This is a genomic window from Candidatus Krumholzibacteriia bacterium (genome assembly GCA_035649275.1).
Classification (GTDB): domain Bacteria; phylum Krumholzibacteriota; class Krumholzibacteriia.
This window is the reverse complement of record DASRJW010000058.1, coordinates 1-16966: the sequence shown is the minus strand read 5'-3', so window position 1 is coordinate 16966 and position 16966 is coordinate 1. Positions and strand designations below refer to the sequence as shown.

Sequence of the window (16966 nt, the reverse complement as noted above, 5' to 3'; positions counted from 1 at the left end):
GCATTCCTGACGGGAGTAGCCTTCGATGCAGCATTCCGACACCGAACAGATTCTGAGCCGATTGAGCCGCATCATCCGCCGGCGGAAGATGCTGTTGTTGCTCTGCTTCATCGTGGTTCTCGGCCCCGTCGGCATCTACAACGAGGTCCAGACTCCGATCTATCAGGCCAGCACCACCGTGGTGTTCGACGAGGTCACGGCCCCGATTCAGAGCTACGAGTACGATTTCTCCCGTGAGATCGTCATCGCCAATCGGCTCGAGGAGTTCACCAGCTTCTCGTTCGCCAAGGACATCTCCGACGCGCTGTCGGTCGATATGCTGCAACGCTTCCCCTATCCGGAAGAAGCGCCCGAGGGCTTCGATCCGGTCAACTTCGTGGTGGCCGAGATCCAGGCGAGCATCAGCGCCTACGCCGTGCGCAATTCGAATATCGTGCGCATCAGCGTGCAAATGCAGGATCCCGAGCTCTGCGCCACGGTGGCCAACACGGCGGCGCAGGTCTTCCAGGAGCGCAGCTTCCGGATCAAGCACGAGGGCACCTCGGGAGTGCGCCGCTTCATGGAAGACCAGCTGGCGATCTTCAAGCAAAAGCTGGAGCGCTCAGAGCAGTCACTCAAGCAGTACAAGGAGTCGCATGGTGTCGTCTCCTTCGAGAGCGAAGCTCAGGAGATCCTGCGCCGCGCCACCGAAGCGGAAGTGCTCTACAACCAGGCGTCCACCAATCGACACTCGCTGCAAGAGCGCCTGACCGCGGTGGAGGCGGAGATCTCCAAGCAGAAGGCAGGTCTGGTGCCGGCGATCACCGAGGTCTCGAGCCCCTGGGCCCAGACCCTGATGACCAAGCTCATCGAGCAGCAGAAGCAGTACATGGACCTGAAGGTGCAGAACTACCCGCCGACGCACCCGAAGATGGTGGCTCTCAACGACGAGATCGAGCGCACCAAGAAGGACCTGAAGAACGAAGCGACCAAGCTGGTGGAATCGCGGAACGTCGCCGACCCGATCGCGCAGATGGCGAAGTACTTCGGCGAGGCTGCCACGCTGCAGATCGAGATCGAATCCCTGAAAGCCCAGGAAGCGGCGCTGAAGAAGGTCATCGGCGACTACAACAACACCCTGAGCGCTCTGCCGGACAAGGAGCTCAACCTGGCGCAGCTCGAGCGCGAGCGCAACGTGAACCAGAAGATCTACACCAACGTGCTCGAGAAGCTCGAGGAAACCAAGATCACCGAGGCGGAGAAGATCCCCAGCATCCGCATCCTCGACGACGCCATCGTGCCGCGCCTGCCGATCCGGCCGCGGAAGTTCCTGAACCTCGGAATCGGCATGCTGATGGGAATGGTGGTCGGCTTAGGTCTGGCCTGGATCCTGGACAGCATGAGCGGGGCCTCGCCGGGTTCGGTGCGCAACCTGGAGAGCATGACCGGCTGGTCGGTGCTGGCATCGGTGCCGCGCATCGAGAAGCTGCCGCGGGGGCAGCTGAAGCTGGAGAACGACACGCGTAGCCGGGCCCAGGTCAGGCGGATCAAGCGCCACCTGTTCTCCCACATCGAGCCCTATTCCGCCGTCGCCGAAGCCTATCGCATGCTGCGCACGAACCTGCAGTTCATGGGCGTGGGCGAGCGCTACCGCACCATCCTGGTGACGAGCATCGCGGCGAGCGAAGGCAAATCCACCACGCTCTCCAACCTTGCCATCACCTTGGCGAAGCAAGGACAGAAAGTGCTGGTTCTCGACTCGGAAGTGCGGCGTCCGGTGCAGCACACCGCCTTCGATGTCCGCCGCGGGCCGGGGTTGAGCGAAGTCCTATTCTCCGACAATCCAGTGAGTGCCAGCCCGGAAGACGACAACGCCGAGGCCTGGCTGTCCAATGGCAAGCACAAGAAGGCGAAGACTCCGACGCTCTCCCTCGATCGCATGCGCGAGACCAGCCCGAAGCATCTGGAAGAGCTGCTGCAGGAGAACATCAAGCCCGTGCGGATCAAGAACCTCGCGGTGCTGCCGAGCGGTGATGCTTGGCGGAACCCGAGCGTCACGATCTCCAACTTCGCCCAGCGGGTGAAGGTGATCCTGCAGACCCTGAAGCAGAAATACGACGTCATCCTGATCGATGCCCCTCCGATCATGCTGGTCCACGACGCCGCCATCGTTTCGACCTTGGTCGACTGCGTGCTATTCGTGGTGAATTCGGCGAAGATCGATGAAGAATCGCTGCTCAAGGCCAAGCAGCTGCTGGAGAACGGCAATGCACACGTTCTCGGCATGGTCCTGAATCACTTCGAGCCGGTCGGTGTCTACGGCAGCTATTACAGCTACTACCGCGACATCGACCGCTCGGAAGCGGAGCAGCCGGCCCAGGCCTGAGGCTGGCGGCAATCAACGTTCCTGGAATCGGGCGCCCCGATCGACACACGGCGAATGGAAAACTTCATGGCTGGCGCAACCACTTCTCTCGCGGTTCTCGGCAACCTGCTGCAGATGCCGGGGGCAGATGCCCCCCTGGGGTCGTGGATCTCGGTGGCCGGACTGCTCCTGGGAGCGGTGCTCATCATGGCCTGGCAGCGACGACCGGTGAACACGTGGGGAGATCCTCCCAAGGCCGAGCTGGTCACCCCCAGCTACCGGCGGTCCTTGCCTCGGCTCAGCCAGGAGCTGGCGCGAATGCGGCGCTACGAGCGCAGCCTCGCCGTGCTCGTGATCGACATCGATCGCCGGGGAGGCAAGGCCGAGGAATCCGGACGCGGGCAAAGCGGGCGCGAGCTGGCCTTCGCCTTCTGGCACCTGGGCGCCATGCTGCGCGACCTGCTGCGCAACAGCGACATCGTGACCAGCGACCCGGTGGACGACCGCTTCGTCATCGTTCTCCCCGAAGCCAACCGGGCGCAGGCCGGGCTCGCGGCCCAGCGGTTGCGGACGTCGCTGCAGACGGCGACGCTGCTGCGCGTGCGTACCGGCGTGGCGGAGTTCCCCGGCGATGGCTTGATCATCGAAGAGCTGGTCAAGGCCGCCGAGAACGACGGGCACGGCATGCTCCAGCAAGACCTCGCGGCACAAGGCGAGTCCTGAGCCGGAACGCGCTCTTCTCCTTCCCCCACTGATCACTGATCTTCGGGACCCTCACGCCGGTGCGGCGCTGTTGCCGCCCGGGGCCTCGTGCCTCGGGCGGTTCAGGCGTTGCGCGCCGGGCTCAGGGTGCAGCGAAGGCCGAAGAGAGCGATGGCGAGCGTGAGCAGCAAGGCGACGGCGCCGCTGCCGGCGTACCACAGCGACCAATCGGAGGTGATCGGGGCGACGTCCAGGAGGTTGGTGATGTAAGCCGTGGTCACGAGAGCGAGCACGCCGAAGCGCAACGCCGTGAGCATCCACACCGTCATCAGCGCCAGGCCGATGGGGATGGTGATCTGCGGGTGGGCCCCGGTGGGATCGAGCTGGGTGGACACCATGAGACCGACCACCACCACGACGACGACGGCGGCCAGAAGGCGGCTCCGCAACAAGCGGCCGAGCCCGAGGAGGAGGAGCACCGTCGCGAGCGGTCCGAACATGGAATCTGCCACCGTGTTCACCGCGACCAGCAGTGCCTGGGGAATGCCGGCGAGGGCGAACAGCTGCGTGCCCTGCGGATAGTGCGGTGGAATGCCGAGCCATCGGGGAAGGAATTGATCGAGGCTGTCGAGGAGGACGCACAGGACTCCGAAGAGGGCGCCGATGAGGAGGTCGCGTCCCACGAGCGGGTCGCGCAGCCGGCCCGAGAGCAAGCGTGTCCAGGAGATGATGAGGTCGGGCCAGCGGCGGCGCATGTGGGGCTCGAGAGCCACGTAGACCACCCAGAAGAAGGCGGCAAGGAAGAGGGTGAGGGTCAGGCTCTCTATAGCCATGTCGAACTCCTCCCTCAGGGAGGCAGCATGGTTCGCCACGCAGATCCAGGTGAGCAGGTGCAGCGCCATGATGAACAGGGCAAGCCGGGTGGCGCTGCGCCAGTCGCCACGACCTTTCAAGAGGTTGAACCGGGCGTGGATGACGCTGCCGACCAGAAGAGAGAGCACGAGGAGGGTGGAGACGATCCCGCCCACGCGCCGGGTGGTGCTTTCTGGCGGGCGCGCCGCCTCGGTTTCGCGCCATGGGCCGATGCGATCGAAGTACACGAGCCTGCCGGCGTGCCAGCCCGCTTCGAGGCGAAGCGACAGATCGGGTCGCGTGACGCTGCTTCTCGTCCAGGCGCGGCGAACGTCGCAATACTCCGGCGGCACCCAGACGCTCGGCGCCGGCTTGAACCGACCGGCGTCGAGACCGGCGAGGGTGAAGAGCTGCTGCTCCTGCGCCGCAGACGGCTCGAGGGACGGAGCGGCAGGTGGATCGGGTGACGGCGTGGCGATGCCGGGTACGGCGGCCGCCGGCGTGGCGGTTGCCGAGGTCGTCACCACCGGTGCTGTGAGGGCCGGCGCCGCGACCGCCTGAGCCGAAGTCGTGGACCCGGTCGCTACCGCCGGTTGTACCTGCACCGAGTCGATCTCGGGGGGAACGACCTGGAGATCCACGAGGTTTCCCGACGGATCGAGCATCAGCCGCCGCATGCCGCGCTGCAGCGGTGGCGGGTCGTCGTAGCTCACCCTGAAGGTAGCGAACTCCTCCGGCCGCATGTGCTTCGGGCTCTCGCGGTACCAGAAGAGGAGAGCGGCGGGATCGCGCCGCAGGCATTCCCATCGCGTCAGGCTCGAATCGTGGCGCGTGACGTATTCCAGGTAGTCGGTGTGAAAGTCGAATCCGGAGGCATGATCGCCGGGTTTCTCCGTGTATCCCAGGCCGCGCAGGATCTCGGTGGCGCGGTCTTCGAGCACCGCGGGTCGCTTCGGCAGTGGCATCCAATTCACCATGTAGTAGCGCGGGGCGATGAGGAGCAGCACGGCGAGGGCGGCGAGCACGCCGCCGAGCAAACTCCAGGCGAGGAGCGGACGCGAACGGCCTTCCGCTCCGGCTGCGGCCACCATGTCGGGGGAGGGCGTCTCACCGGCCTCCAGCGCCGCAGCCAGCGGGTCACCTCCCGGTAGGGAGGCCGCCACAGCGATGGCGGATTTCGGGCGCTCCGACGGTTCGGGCTCGAGACAACGCAGGATGACGCGCTCCAGCGCCGGATCGACGTGTTCCAGCACCGTGGACGGTCGCGACGGTAGCTGCGAGCGCTCGGCGCCGAGCTCGCCCAGTGTCTGTCCGCGGTGCGGGCGCTTCCCCGTCAGCATCTCGAAGAGCACGAGGCCGAGTGCGTAGAGGTCGCTCTGGATGGTGAGCTCGCGCCCAGCGAGCTGCTCCGGCGCCATGTAGGCCGGGGTGCCAGCGCGCTCGTCGCCTCGCGCCTGTTCCTGCACCACGGCAAGACCGAAATCGGTGATCCGCACCTTGCCGCGCCGATCCAACATGACGTTCGCCGGCTTGAGGTCGCGGTGCAGGATGCCGGTGTGATGCGCGGCCGCTAGCCCGGCGCAGATCTGGCGGGCGATCTCTGCCACCTTGTCGTCCGGCAGGCGTCCGATGCGCCGCAGCAGCGACGCCAGGTCCTCGCCGTCGACGAACTCCATCGACAAGAACGGCTGGCCGCCGAGATCGCCGATGTCGTAGACGCGGCAGACATTGGGGTGCGACACCTGCCGGGCGATGCGCACCTCGGCGTGGAAGCGTGCCAGGCGTTCGGGATTGCTCGCCAGCTCGCGCGGCAGGAATTTGAGGGCCACCGCCTGGCCCAGGGTGAGATCGTCGGCGCGCACCACCTCGCCCATGCCCCCGCGGCCGAGGGGCCCGACGACGCGGTAGCGGCCGAGGAGCAGCGTGCCGGCGGCGAAAGTGCCGCTCGACTCGGACACCCAGGAGACGCTCGGGCTTTGGCTCGAGGCCGCCACCGCCCCCACCGGCGTGGTCACCGGCGGCGTGCGGCCACTCCCCGTGGCGGCGAGGGTTTCCTCCAAGGACAGCCCGCAGCTGGAGCAGAAACGGCTCTCGGGTGTGATGGGGCCGGTGCAACGGGGGCACAGCATCGGTTCCTCCACCAGGACAGCTGCAATGGCGAGGCATGCAGGATAGCACGATCGGGGGCGGGTGGTGCCTTGGTGCGCCGAGGCACGCCGGGGCAGAGCGGGCTCCACCGGGGCCTCCAGACGAATCAGGCGGGGAAGTTGCACGGACCGGGGTCGCGAGGGTGGCGCTCCTGGGTGAACTCGCGCAGAGCGAAGGAGCGCGCAAAGCACGGCAGCTACGGTTTCGCATGGAGGCGGTGCACGATGAGGACGCGCAGGCAACGACAGGCTCGATGGAGCGTCTGCATCTTGGCGGGCGTCACTGTCGCCGGCGCAGCCGCGACAGCCCAGGAACAAACCTTCACTCTCGACCCGGATTTCGACCAGGGTACGCTCTGGCAGGTGAATCACGCCGAGGCGCACGATCAGCTGCAGCTGAATGCGCGTGACCTCGAGTTTCCCTTCGTATGGGTCGTGAAGACCGGGCGCAAGACCGTCGTCCGCATCGACGCCAACAGCGGTCAGATCCTCGGCGAGTACCGCACGGCGCCGGACTTCCGCGCCGGCAATCCGTCCCGCACCGCCGTGGATCGCTTCGGCAACGTCTGGGTCGGCAACCGGAGCGAGGCCGCCGGCGGGCGCGGCAGCGTCGTCAAGATCGGTCTGGTCCTCGGCGGCACGCGAGGCCGCAAGAACGCCGATGGCAGTTTCACGCCGGATCCATTGGGTGGTTATCTGGCGCCACCCTTCGTCTACAGCACTGCCGTCGATCGCAACGGCGACGGCCTCATCCGCACCTCACGCGCTTTGGCAGATTTGCTGACCTGGCCGGATCTCGGGGACGGCAGCGGTGGTGTCACCGCCGAGGTCCAGGATGCAGAAGACGAATGCATTCTGCTCTACCAGCGCACCACCGCCACCGACGTGCACCATCTTTCCATCGCCCCGGACGACCGTCTGTGGGTGGGTGGCTTCCAGTCCGGGCCGACGGGATTCGACGTCCTCGATCCGTCGACCGGGCGCATCCTGCAGAGCATGCTGCCCTCGTGCGGCGGCTACGGTGGCGTGAGCGACGCGGGCGGCGTGCTCTGGTCCGCTTCTTTCAACCAAGGCACCGTGCTGCGTTATGACCCGTCGACGGGTGCTTCCAGCTGCACCCCGGTGCTCTGGTCCTCCGGTCTCGCCGTGGACGCCCAGGGTTATGCCTGGGTCGGCATGTGGGACCGCAACACCGTCGCCAAGCTGACGCCGCAGGGCAGCATGGTCGCCGGCTTCCCCAAGCTGACTGGCGGCCGCGACTGCTTCGGTGTCGCCGTCACTGCCGACGGGAACGCTTGGGTGGTCAACAAGGCGACGAACGACGTCTCGCGCCTCGATAGCGCCGGGAATTTGCGCAAGCGCATCCCCGTCGGCCTCGCGCCCACGGGCATCAGCGTGGACGCCAACGGCCGCGTCTGGGTGGTGAACCAGAACTCCAACAACGTCATGCGCCTCGATCCGGCCGGGGGAACCGACGGCCTCGGGGCCATGGACCTCACGGTCGCTCTGGGTACAGGGTCGGCGGCGATCGCCTACGGCAATATGACCGGCATCGTGCGCGTGCGCGAGGTCGACGCGACCGGCACCTGGACCGTGGTGGCCGACGGCGGCAGCGCCGGCGCCGAGTGGAGCCGTGTGGGCTGGAACTGCGAGGAAACAGGCTCGAGCCGCATCGAAGTGCAGGTGCGCGCTGCCGACCAGCAGCAGAATCTGGATGGGGAAAGCTGGCGCGGGGTGGTGAGCGGTGCGGATCTGGTGGGGTCCGGCTTGCAGGGACAATACCTGCAGCTGCGCGCCAGCTTCCAAGCCGACATGCAGGCGCGCGTTTCTCCCGTGCTCTTCGACGCGACCGTGGCCATCGTCGTGGCCCGGCCCAACGAAGCGCCCGACTGCGCCCAGGCCGCCGCCAGCGTCGAAGTGCTCTGGCCGCCCGATGGCCGCATGGTGCCGGTGGACATCGTGGGCGTCGCCGATGCGGATGGCGACCCGGTGTCGTGCCGGATCCTGAGCATCATGCAGGACGAGCCGGTGTCCGGCCCCGGGAGTGGCAGCCACGCCGCCGACGCCCGTGGTGTCGGGAGCCCCACAGCCCACCTGCGCGCCGAGCGGGCCGGAAGTGGCAACGGCCGTGTCTACACCATCCTCTACCAGGCCGACGACGGCCGCGGCGGTGTCTGCGACGGCCGCTTGACGGTGTGCGTGCCCCACGACATGGGACAGGGCCGGCGTTGCGCCAACGATGGCGAGCTCTTCGATTCCACTCTGGGTGACTCGGGGCTCGACACCGACAACTATCCGAACCCCTTCAACCCGAGCACGACGATCCGTTACAACGTGCCCGAGTTCTCGCCGGTGCGTCTCGTGATCTACGACGCTCTGGGTCGACGGGTGCGGACGTTGGTCGCTTCGTCCCAGGAAGCCGGACCGCATACCGCCGGCTGGGACGGCAGGGACGAGCTCGGCCGGACGTCGCCGAGCGGCGTTTACGTCTACCACTTGATCGCCGGTACGCACGAAATGTCGCGCCGTATGCTGCTGCTCAAGTAACCGGCACGCAGAGTACGAGGCGTCGCTGCGTAGCATGGACGGGCCGCTCGGCAACGACCGCCGCGCGGCCCGTTCACTGCCACCCCTTCCACCTGCAAACCTTCAGAAACGGACGACGGCGTACTTGCGGCGTAGCTGCAGGACCTGCGCGTCGGGATCGGCGAGGATGCGGTCGGGCTCGAAGCCGCATTCGAGCCGGAACGGCGCGGCTTCGCCGGCGCCGAGCTCGAGGGGCGTGCGGGACTCGGCGTAGTCCGGCGCCTGGGTTGCCGGGCCCTCGAGCGCCTGCGCCGCGGACTGTTTCTCGAAGCGCTCACCGCGCGCCGCGGCCACCTGCACCGGCATGCGCCCGCTGCCGCCGTTGCGCAACGTGCCGGTCACGACCCAGCGCTCCCCCTGTTTCTCCCGCTGCACCGCCTCGAAGTGGTACTCCGGCACCACCACCTCGAAGAACCACTGTCGCGTGAAGGCGTCGAAAGCCGCCGGGTCGGGAGCGAAGGGGCGCATCTCGTCGACGAAGTCCTCCAACAACGGATGATCCGGGTTGTCCTTGTGGTTCTGGATGAAGGCCTGCAGCCCGGCAAGGTTGGCTTCCCGCCCCATGAGGTCGTGGAGCATCCAGAAGACCCAGCCGCCCTTGTCGTAGGTCACCGTCCTGTCGCCCTCCTTGCTGCCGTCGATCTTCACCAGCGGCCGCTCCGCATCGACCCGGCGCTCGTCGTTGTAGCGCTCCTCGATGCGCTTGGCGAACTCGATGCGTCCCTGCAGGCCGTGCACCTGCTGTTGCAAGAGCAAGGTCGCGAAGTGCGACATGCCCTCGGAGAGGAGGTCGCCGCCGGGCCCCTTCCCGGGAGTCACCAGGTTCCCCCACCACTGGTGCGCCGCCTCGTGCGCCGTCACCGTGAAGGCCATCTGGTTGCGCGGGTCGGAGATGGTGAGGAAGCCGATGCCTTCGGAGAAGGTGATGTTGGTGGCGAAGCCCTGAGCGTAGTTCGCCAGGTTGGCGAACTCGCTCAGCTTGAGCTCCTGCCAGGGAAACGGGTGGAACCATTCCGAGTAGTAACGCCGGGCGGCATCGAGACCGCGTCCCATCTCGTCGATGTTGTAGCGGTGACCAGGATGGTAGTAGATGGCCGTGCCCGCACCGCGGCGCACCTCCCACTTGCCAGCCACGACATTGAAGATGGAGACCGGGAAATCGCTCACCCAGAGCACGTGGCGCCGGCCGCCCTCGACGCGCTCTTCGACCATTGTGCCAACGGAATTGTAAGTGTATTCCTCCGGTCCTTCGATGCGGATGCGGGTGGTGAACGGACGCGTGAGACCGTAGGCCACCGGGACCACGCTCTTGTACCAGTCGTCGGGGTACTGCCGCGGCTCGTAGCGGTTTTCCTTCGCCTCGACGCCAATCTCTTCCTGGAAGCCGAGCATCGGCGCCAGGATGGGGCGGAAGCTGGTGAGGACGACACCGGAGGGCTGGATGAACTCCTCGATGCCGCCGCCGTCGCGGGTGCTGCCGGCAGGCCAACGGCTGGAGTAGGCGAAGCCGAGGCGCAGCGTGTCACCCGGCGCAAGCGGGGTGGGCGGGGTGAACACGAACAGATTCGAACGCTTCTCCGGCTTGTAGTCGGCACCCGCGAGCGTCCACTGCACCGAATCGATGTGCGTCGCCAGCGTCAGGGCGAACTGCCGGAAAGGTGCCGGCTCCGCATTCCTCAGGAGATAGGAGCCGGCGCTCCGGAAGGAAGAGCGGCGTGGCTCGAAGGAGAGAGCCAAATCCACCGCCGCCAAGCTCGGTTGCGGCACATCCTTCCAGGTGGCGAGGTTCTGCTTCCAGTAGTCCCGGTCGTGCCGCTTGGCGGGTTTCGACTGGAACCCGTGCCAGACGAGGAGGCCGAGCCAGATCGAGAGCGCCGCCGGAACGATGCCCCAGAGGAGAACGGGAACCGTGCGGCGCCACAGCTCCACGGGCGCGAGCCGGTGCACGACACGGGTGGCATCGAACTCGCGCCTCCCGAGGAGACGCACCGTGATGGCCAGAAAGAAAGCGGCGAGACCGAGGGCGAGGAGCCGGTTGAGCAGCAGCGGCAGGCCGTTGGGCTCGAGGAAGCCGAGATCGCTCCAGCGAATGGCGCTCCAGACGTCCCAGTTCAGCACCCAGTTCATCTTGCCCCGCACTTGCAGCCAGCCCGTGGCGATGAGCGCCGCCGCCGCCAGGCCGTAGCTCGCGTAGCGATTCCCCGTCGCCGCCATGAGCATCATGACGAAGGACGACCAGAGCAGGAACGTGGGCGCCATCACCAGACCCCAGACGACGAGGAAGGGACGCAGGTCCATGCCGACCTTTTGCTGCGCCACCAGCATCACCGCGCAACCGAGCCAGGCGGCGAAGAGGATGACGGCGGCGACGAAGCAGTTGGCCAGGGCCTTGCCGAGGAGGAACGCCCCGGTCCGCACCGGTGTGCTGGAGTAGATCGGTTGCAGCTTGGTCGCCCGCTCGCGATCGAAGGACTCGACGGTGTAGAAGAGGAGGAGCAGCACGATGCAGAGCGTGAGCGTGTTCATCGTCAGCACCGTGAAGCCTCCCGGCGTGACGATGAGCCGGGTGGTCCAGATGCTCTTGGTGTAGTAGGCGGTCTCCAAAGCCTGCAGCAAGATGAGCGGCGTGAAGAGGTACAGGCCGGCGGAACTGGCCAGGTTGCGCAGCTCGAACCAGGCGATGGTCCACGCCTGGCGCACGAAGCTCACGGGGACGACACGCATCGCGAGAGCGGCGAGTGGCGCCGACTCCGCTGCTGCTTCCACCGTGCTGGCGACGGCCGCTGTCGCGACGGCACCCCGCCGCCCTCTCCTGCTTGTTGGGTGCGCCCCGCGCAGCGTGGCCCCGAAGCGCCGGCTGCTCCAGGCCACGGCGGCGAGGCCGGCGAGCGTGCACGCCACGCGGCTCCAGAGGAACTGGGCGTCGTAGGCCACGGGGGCGGTGTTGTAGTAGTCCGCGCCCCGGTCCACCTTGAGCTGGGTCTCGTTCAGCCAGCGGTAACCCGACGGATCCAGCCAGAAGAGCACGCGGTTCCAGCGCGGGTCGAGCCAGGTCGGCGACCAATCCCAGAGGAAGAACGCCACCACCATGAGGAGGGCGACGGGAAAGAGGAAGACCAGAATGGGGCGGCGCGTGCGCTCGCCCAACCACAGGGTGACGCCGGTCACGAACACCACCTGGGGAAGGGCGAAGAGCAAGGCGGGCTTGGCATAGTGAAGCCAGGCGAAGGGGCCGCGGATCTTGTCGGCGTCGGCGTAGGGCAGCAGATGGTAGATGAGGACGGTCGTGACGATCTGCAGCAGCAGGATGACCATGAAGCAGCCCAGCACGCCGGCGAACTTTCCCCACACGTACTCACGAGCGCGCAGGCCCGTCGTGTGCAGGAGCGGTAGGACCTCCATCTCTTCGTCGCGAGAGATGCTGGTTCCCGCCGCCACGGAGATGAAGAAAGCGTAGTAGAGGAGCGTCAGCACGCAGAGCGTGAGCGCGAGGGCGTGCTCCGAGGTGATGTAGGCGCGTTTGCCGCCCACCGACTGGTCGCCGGTGGAGATGCTCAGATTCCCCGTGGTCAGGCCCCAGGTGGTGAGCACCACGGCCAGGACGAGGATGATCACGAGCGGGCGGCGCACTTGGAAGCTGAAATCGAGGGCGGCGACACGCAGGAAGCGCGTCCATACCTTGTTCTGGCGCGGGGTGCCGGCAGCGAGATTCCCGCGCTCCAGAGCTTCGAGCGCCTGGCTCACCGCCCCGCCTCCCGTGGAGCAGCGAGCACCGGCACTTCCCGGCCGGCCCCGTCGCGGTCGCGAGCCGTCTGCACGAGCACCATGTAGACATCCTCCAGCGTCGGGGCGCTCGGCTCGAAACCGGGCGGCACATGGTTGCCCGCGGTGCGGATGCGGACGCGGCGCTTGCCTTCGACGAGGATGGACTGCGTCACCTGCTGCCTCTCCCGCAAGCCCGGCAGCTCGGCGTCGGTGACCGAGCCTTCGTAGATGCTGCCACGCAGCGCGGCGCGCGCTTCGGTGGGAGTGGTCGAGGCCACCAGCTGCCCCGCATGGATGACGGCGAAACGCGGGCACAACACCGCCACGTCCTCCACGATGTGGGTGGAAAGGACGACGGTGCGATCCTGCGCCAGCTCGGTGAGGATCCGGTAGAAGCGGTGGCGCTCTTCGGGATCGAGTCCCGCGGTCGGTTCGTCGACGATGAGCAACGAGGGATTGCCAGCGATGGCCTGGGCGATGCCGAGCCTCTGGCGCATGCCGCCGGAGTAGGTCTTCACCTTGCGCTTGGCGGCGAAGTCGAGGTTGACGCGTTCGAGCAGCTCTTGCGCCAGACGGCGCGGGCCCCGGGGAGACACGATTCCCTTCAGGCGGAGCAGATATTCCAGCATGGCTTCACCGCTCAGGTGCGGGTAGAAGCCGAAGTCTTGCGGCAGGTATCCCAAGCGCGCCCAGATGCGCTCGGGCCGCCGCAGCATGTCCTCCCCGTCCCACAGCACCGTGCCGGCGGTCGGCTCGAGCAGACCCGCCAGGATTTTCATGAGCGTCGACTTGCCGGCCCCGTTCGGTCCGAGGAGGCCGAACATCCCGTCGGGAATGTCCAGGTCGATGCCCTGCAACGCCGTGACCGGCCCCGGGTAGATCTTCACCAGCTTTCGGATCGCAAGCATGTCCCGTCTCCTGTGGAAGGGTGCTGCCAGCAAAAACGCACGCGGACCGGAGATGGTTGCACGCAGACCTCCGGCAAGAAAGCCCCCCTTCCCGCGGGGTCAGCCCGGGGGTGCCGCGGCCCACCTGCGCTGTGGTGGGCCTGGAGTCGGCCGCAATGGGTATCGCCTCAGGTGGTCACGAGATCGCCCGCCTGAGGTGGTGACGTATCGCCCGCTAGCGGTGTGGCTGCCGGGGCGGAGGAAGGCCGGGGAAGGGCTGCTGCTACCTCAGAACCACGGCCCGCGCCATCCGCGCCTCTCCGGGCACATGGATGCGGCAGGTGTAAACGCCCGAGGGGAGGGAAGGCTCGATCTCCCACTCCCACAGGTGGCGGCCGGCAGGATGGAAGCGACCGAAGAAGGCGCGATGCACGACCCGGCCCGTCACGTCGTACACGACCAGGTCCACCGGCGCGGCTTCGGGCAGCTCGTAGAGGAGGGAGAGCCGGTCACGGGCGGGATGGGGTGAAACGAGGTGCATCGACAGCTCCGAGCGGCCGGCGGCGGGATCGACGCCGACCGCGGTTTGGATCACGTTGGTGCGCACGTAGAAGTCGTCGATGATCGCGCCGGCGATGTTCTTGAAGTAGAAATGCGCCAGAGACGGATCGCCGCCGTAGGAGAAGACACCGAACAAGGCGCCGTAGGTCGCGTTCTGCGTCGCGGTGTAGACGCTCGCCCACCAGTTCCCTTGCAACAGCTGGCTGCGGATGCTGTGCCCACCGAGGCCGGAGACGACGACGAAGGAAGCGCCCTCGTCCGCCGGTGAGGCGGGCGCGTCGGCTCTGACCTGCAGGGTATCGGACAGGCTCGCGATGGTCTGCGTTTGCATGTGGGAGAGCAAGTGGGTCCGGCTATAGGTGTGCGCGTGGGCGGTGACGATGATCGCGCCCCCGCGCCGCGATTCCTCGTAAACGCCCCAGCCCGTCTCGTCGCCCTTGGCTTCCACTTGCATGAGATGCTGGTTCTTGTGCCAGCTGCTGAGGCGCCACGGCCGCGAGGAGCTGGCGAGCACGGCGCGGATGTAGCTGTCGTGATTCGCGCCCTCGGTGCCTGGGCCGGTGAGGAGGAAGAGGATGCCGCCGTACTCCAAGGCGGAGGAGACGCCGAGGTCGCCATTCCAGTGAATGCCGAGCCGGTCGAGGCGCGCCTTCAGGAGCTCCTGGTAACCACCGGACCCACGAAAGCGTTGCGTGTCGTGGTTCCCGATCGAAGCGAAGTAGGGGAAACTCGGTCCCAGGACCGCATTGATCTGCGCCTCCCAGGCCTGCGGGTTGTCGGCGTATTCGAAATCCCCGGAGTGGACGACGGCGTCGGCTCCCTCGGCGGCGATGAGCTCGAGCACCGCGACGGCGCTCGGGCCGAGACCCTGGTCGCCGAGGAAAGCGACGGTGAAGTCGGGGGGCGTTTGCGCCCGGGCGCCGCTCGCGAGGAACATCGCCCCCAGGCAGGCGAGGAACGCCACGCGGCGGCGTGATGCTGGGGCCGGCGGGCTGGCAGGGGGCGCCATGGAAACCTCCCGTGGGGGAGAGCACCGGCGAAACGAAGGTGGGATGCTAGTGCGCACCGGGAGAGAAGGACAATGGAAACCCGATGGACCCCAGGTCCTTCCTTGATTCCTCCTCGTACCGCGCGCGTCTCGAGCGGCCGCTGCCACGCCTCGGAAGCGGTGTCGCTGGGCCGGGCCTGGACTTCCCGCCCCGTGATCGTTCAAAGTCATTGAGGAACCTTCGACATCCGCCACACCAAGCCGCCCGGAGGCCCCCGATGTCGCGCTCTCGCCGCTTCCGCTCCCCCTCGCCCTTCGGCTTGACCCTCGCATGCACCCTTGCGATCGCCGCCTTGACCGCCGCCAGAGTGGGCGCGACGACGATCCGCTTGGACGCGCGAGAAGCGCCACGCCGGCTGCTGCACGCACATCTCTCCATCCCGGCGACACCAGGCCCGCTCACCCTCTTCTATCCCAAGTGGATCCCGGGCGAGCACGGTCCCACCGGGCCGATCAATGGCGTGGCCGGCCTCACGATCACCGCCGGGGGAAAGAAGGTCGCCTGGGAGCGCGATCCGGTGGACATGTACGCTTTCCGCTGTACCGTGCCGGCGGGGGCGAAGGCGGTGGAAGTGGATCTCGACTATCTGCTGCCGGGAAAAGGTGAGCGCTTCACGAGCGGCGCGTCGTCGAGCGACCAGCTCGCGATTCTCAACTGGAACCAGGTGCTGCTCTACCCGCAAGGCGTGGAGCCGGGGAAGCAGCAGTTCACCGCGTCGCTGCAGATGCCGGCAGGCTGGCAGCTCGGGACGGCGCTTCCGGTCGACAAGCGACGGGGTGAGACGGTGGAGTTCGAGCCAGTGTCGCTCGTCACCCTCGTCGATTCGCCGCTGCTCATGGGTGCGCACCTGCGTAGCATCCCTCTCACCGCGGACGAGCCGCCTTCGGTGGTTCTCGACGTGGCCTGCGACTCCGAAGCCGGCCTCGCCTTCACTCCCGAGCTGCTCGCCGCCTACAAGCAGCTGGTGAGCGAAGCCGACGCGCTCTTCGGCAGCCGCCACTACCGGCGCTACCATTTCCTGCTGTCGCTGAGCGACGAGATCGCCCACTTCGGCCTCGAGCATCACGAGTCGAGCGACAACCGCGTGGCCGAGAGATCCCTCGTCGACCCGGACCTGCGCACCCGGATGGCGGGTCTCCTGCCGCACGAGTACGTGCACTCCTGGTGCGGCAAGCACCGGCGCCCCGCCGGCCTCGTGCACGGCGACTACCAGCAGCCGCAGGAGACCGAGCTCCTCTGGGTGTACGAAGGGCTCACCTCGTATCTGGGCTGGGTCTTGGCTGGCCGCTCCGGCTTGCGCACGCCGGAGATCTCCCAGGAACACCTGGCGAAGATGGCTGCCGACCTAGACAACGTCCGCGGCCGCACCTGGCGCCCGCTGCAGGACACCGCGGTGGCGGCGCAGCTCCTTTTCCAGGCCCCCGATCAGGGGGAAGCCTGGCGGCGGTCGACGGACTTCTACAACGAGGGCGTTCTCATCTGGCTCGAAGCGGACGTGACCATCCGCGAGCAGACCCAGGGCCGGCGCTCGCTCGACGATTTCTGCTCCCGTTTCTTCGGCGGCCCGGGCGGCGCGGCGTCGCTCAAGACGTACGAGTTCGACGACATCGTGGCGGCGCTGCAAGAGACGGCGCCGTACGACTGGCGCGGCTTCCTCACCGCGCGCTTGGACGTACCGAACGCGCATCCGCCCCTCGGCGGCATCGAGAACGGCGGCTGGAAGCTCGCTTACAGCTCGACGGTGCCAGCGTTGCTCCAGTCCCTGGAGGAAGCCGGCAAGAGCGTGGACCTGCGCTACTCCCTCGGCCTGACTCTCGAGGAAGACGGCCGCATCGTCGACGTGGTGCCGGACTCGAAGGCGGCGCTGGCCGGCGTCTCGCCGGGCATGAAGGTCGTGGCTCTGGGAGGCCGGCGTTTCGCGCGCAAGCAGGCGCGGGAGATCCTGCAAGCGACGCGCGGCACCCGGGAACCTCTGGAGCTGATCCTGGAGAACGGCGACTTCTATCACACCGTCGAGCTGGACGGGGTGGACGGCGACCGCTACCCCGTGCTGCAACGGGACGACTCGAAGCC

Annotated in this window: 8 protein-coding genes; 4 read left to right on the top strand and 4 right to left on the bottom strand. The window is 67.3% G+C overall.

What is annotated here, in order from left to right:
• The first annotated feature begins 25 nt into the window (after nt 1-25).
• Entirely contained in the window at nt 26-2365 is a 2340-nt protein-coding gene (locus VFE28_05840) for a GNVR domain-containing protein (GenBank protein HZM15505.1), read from the top strand.
• A 66-nt stretch (nt 2366-2431) separates the two neighbouring features.
• Nucleotides 2432-3067 carry a diguanylate cyclase gene (locus VFE28_05835; protein ID HZM15504.1) on the top strand — a complete coding sequence of 212 codons (636 nt, stop codon included), beginning with the start codon at nt 2432-2434 and terminating at the stop codon, nt 3065-3067.
• 101 nt (nt 3068-3168) lie between these two features.
• Here the strand turns inward: VFE28_05835 and VFE28_05830 are convergent, their stop codons facing one another.
• On the bottom strand, nt 3169-6027 hold the full coding sequence (locus VFE28_05830) for a serine/threonine-protein kinase (GenBank protein HZM15503.1): 2859 nt from the start codon (nt 6025-6027) through the stop codon (nt 3169-3171).
• 288 nt (nt 6028-6315) lie between these two features.
• Here VFE28_05830 and VFE28_05825 point away from each other — a divergent pair, with 288 nt between their 5' ends.
• Nucleotides 6316-8592, top strand: coding sequence for a FlgD immunoglobulin-like domain containing protein (locus tag VFE28_05825; protein HZM15502.1), 2277 nt, complete (start codon nt 6316-6318; stop codon nt 8590-8592).
• Nucleotides 8593-8694: 102 nt separating this feature from the next.
• Here the strand turns inward: VFE28_05825 and VFE28_05820 are convergent, their stop codons facing one another.
• The 3 genes from VFE28_05820 to VFE28_05810 all read right to left on the bottom strand — a co-directional run bounded on the left by VFE28_05820 (nt 8695) and on the right by VFE28_05810 (nt 14853).
• The gene (locus VFE28_05820; protein HZM15501.1) at nt 8695-12375 is read right to left on the bottom strand and encodes a M1 family aminopeptidase; all 3681 of its coding nucleotides are present in this window, start codon (nt 12373-12375) and stop codon (nt 8695-8697) included.
• Nucleotides 12372-13304 carry an ABC transporter ATP-binding protein gene (locus VFE28_05815; GenBank protein ID HZM15500.1) on the bottom strand — a complete coding sequence of 311 codons (933 nt, stop codon included), beginning with the start codon at nt 13302-13304 and terminating at the stop codon, nt 12372-12374. Before VFE28_05815 ends, VFE28_05820 begins: the two co-directional genes overlap by 4 nt.
• A 262-nt stretch (nt 13305-13566) precedes the next feature.
• The gene (locus VFE28_05810; protein ID HZM15499.1) at nt 13567-14853 is read right to left on the bottom strand and encodes a metallophosphoesterase; all 1287 of its coding nucleotides are present in this window, start codon (nt 14851-14853) and stop codon (nt 13567-13569) included.
• Nucleotides 14854-15110: 257 nt separating this feature from the next.
• Between VFE28_05810 and VFE28_05805 the strand changes: the two genes are divergently transcribed.
• Nucleotides 15111-16966 (top strand): M61 family peptidase (locus VFE28_05805; GenBank protein HZM15498.1); only part of this gene is annotated, 1856 nt, incomplete at its 3' end.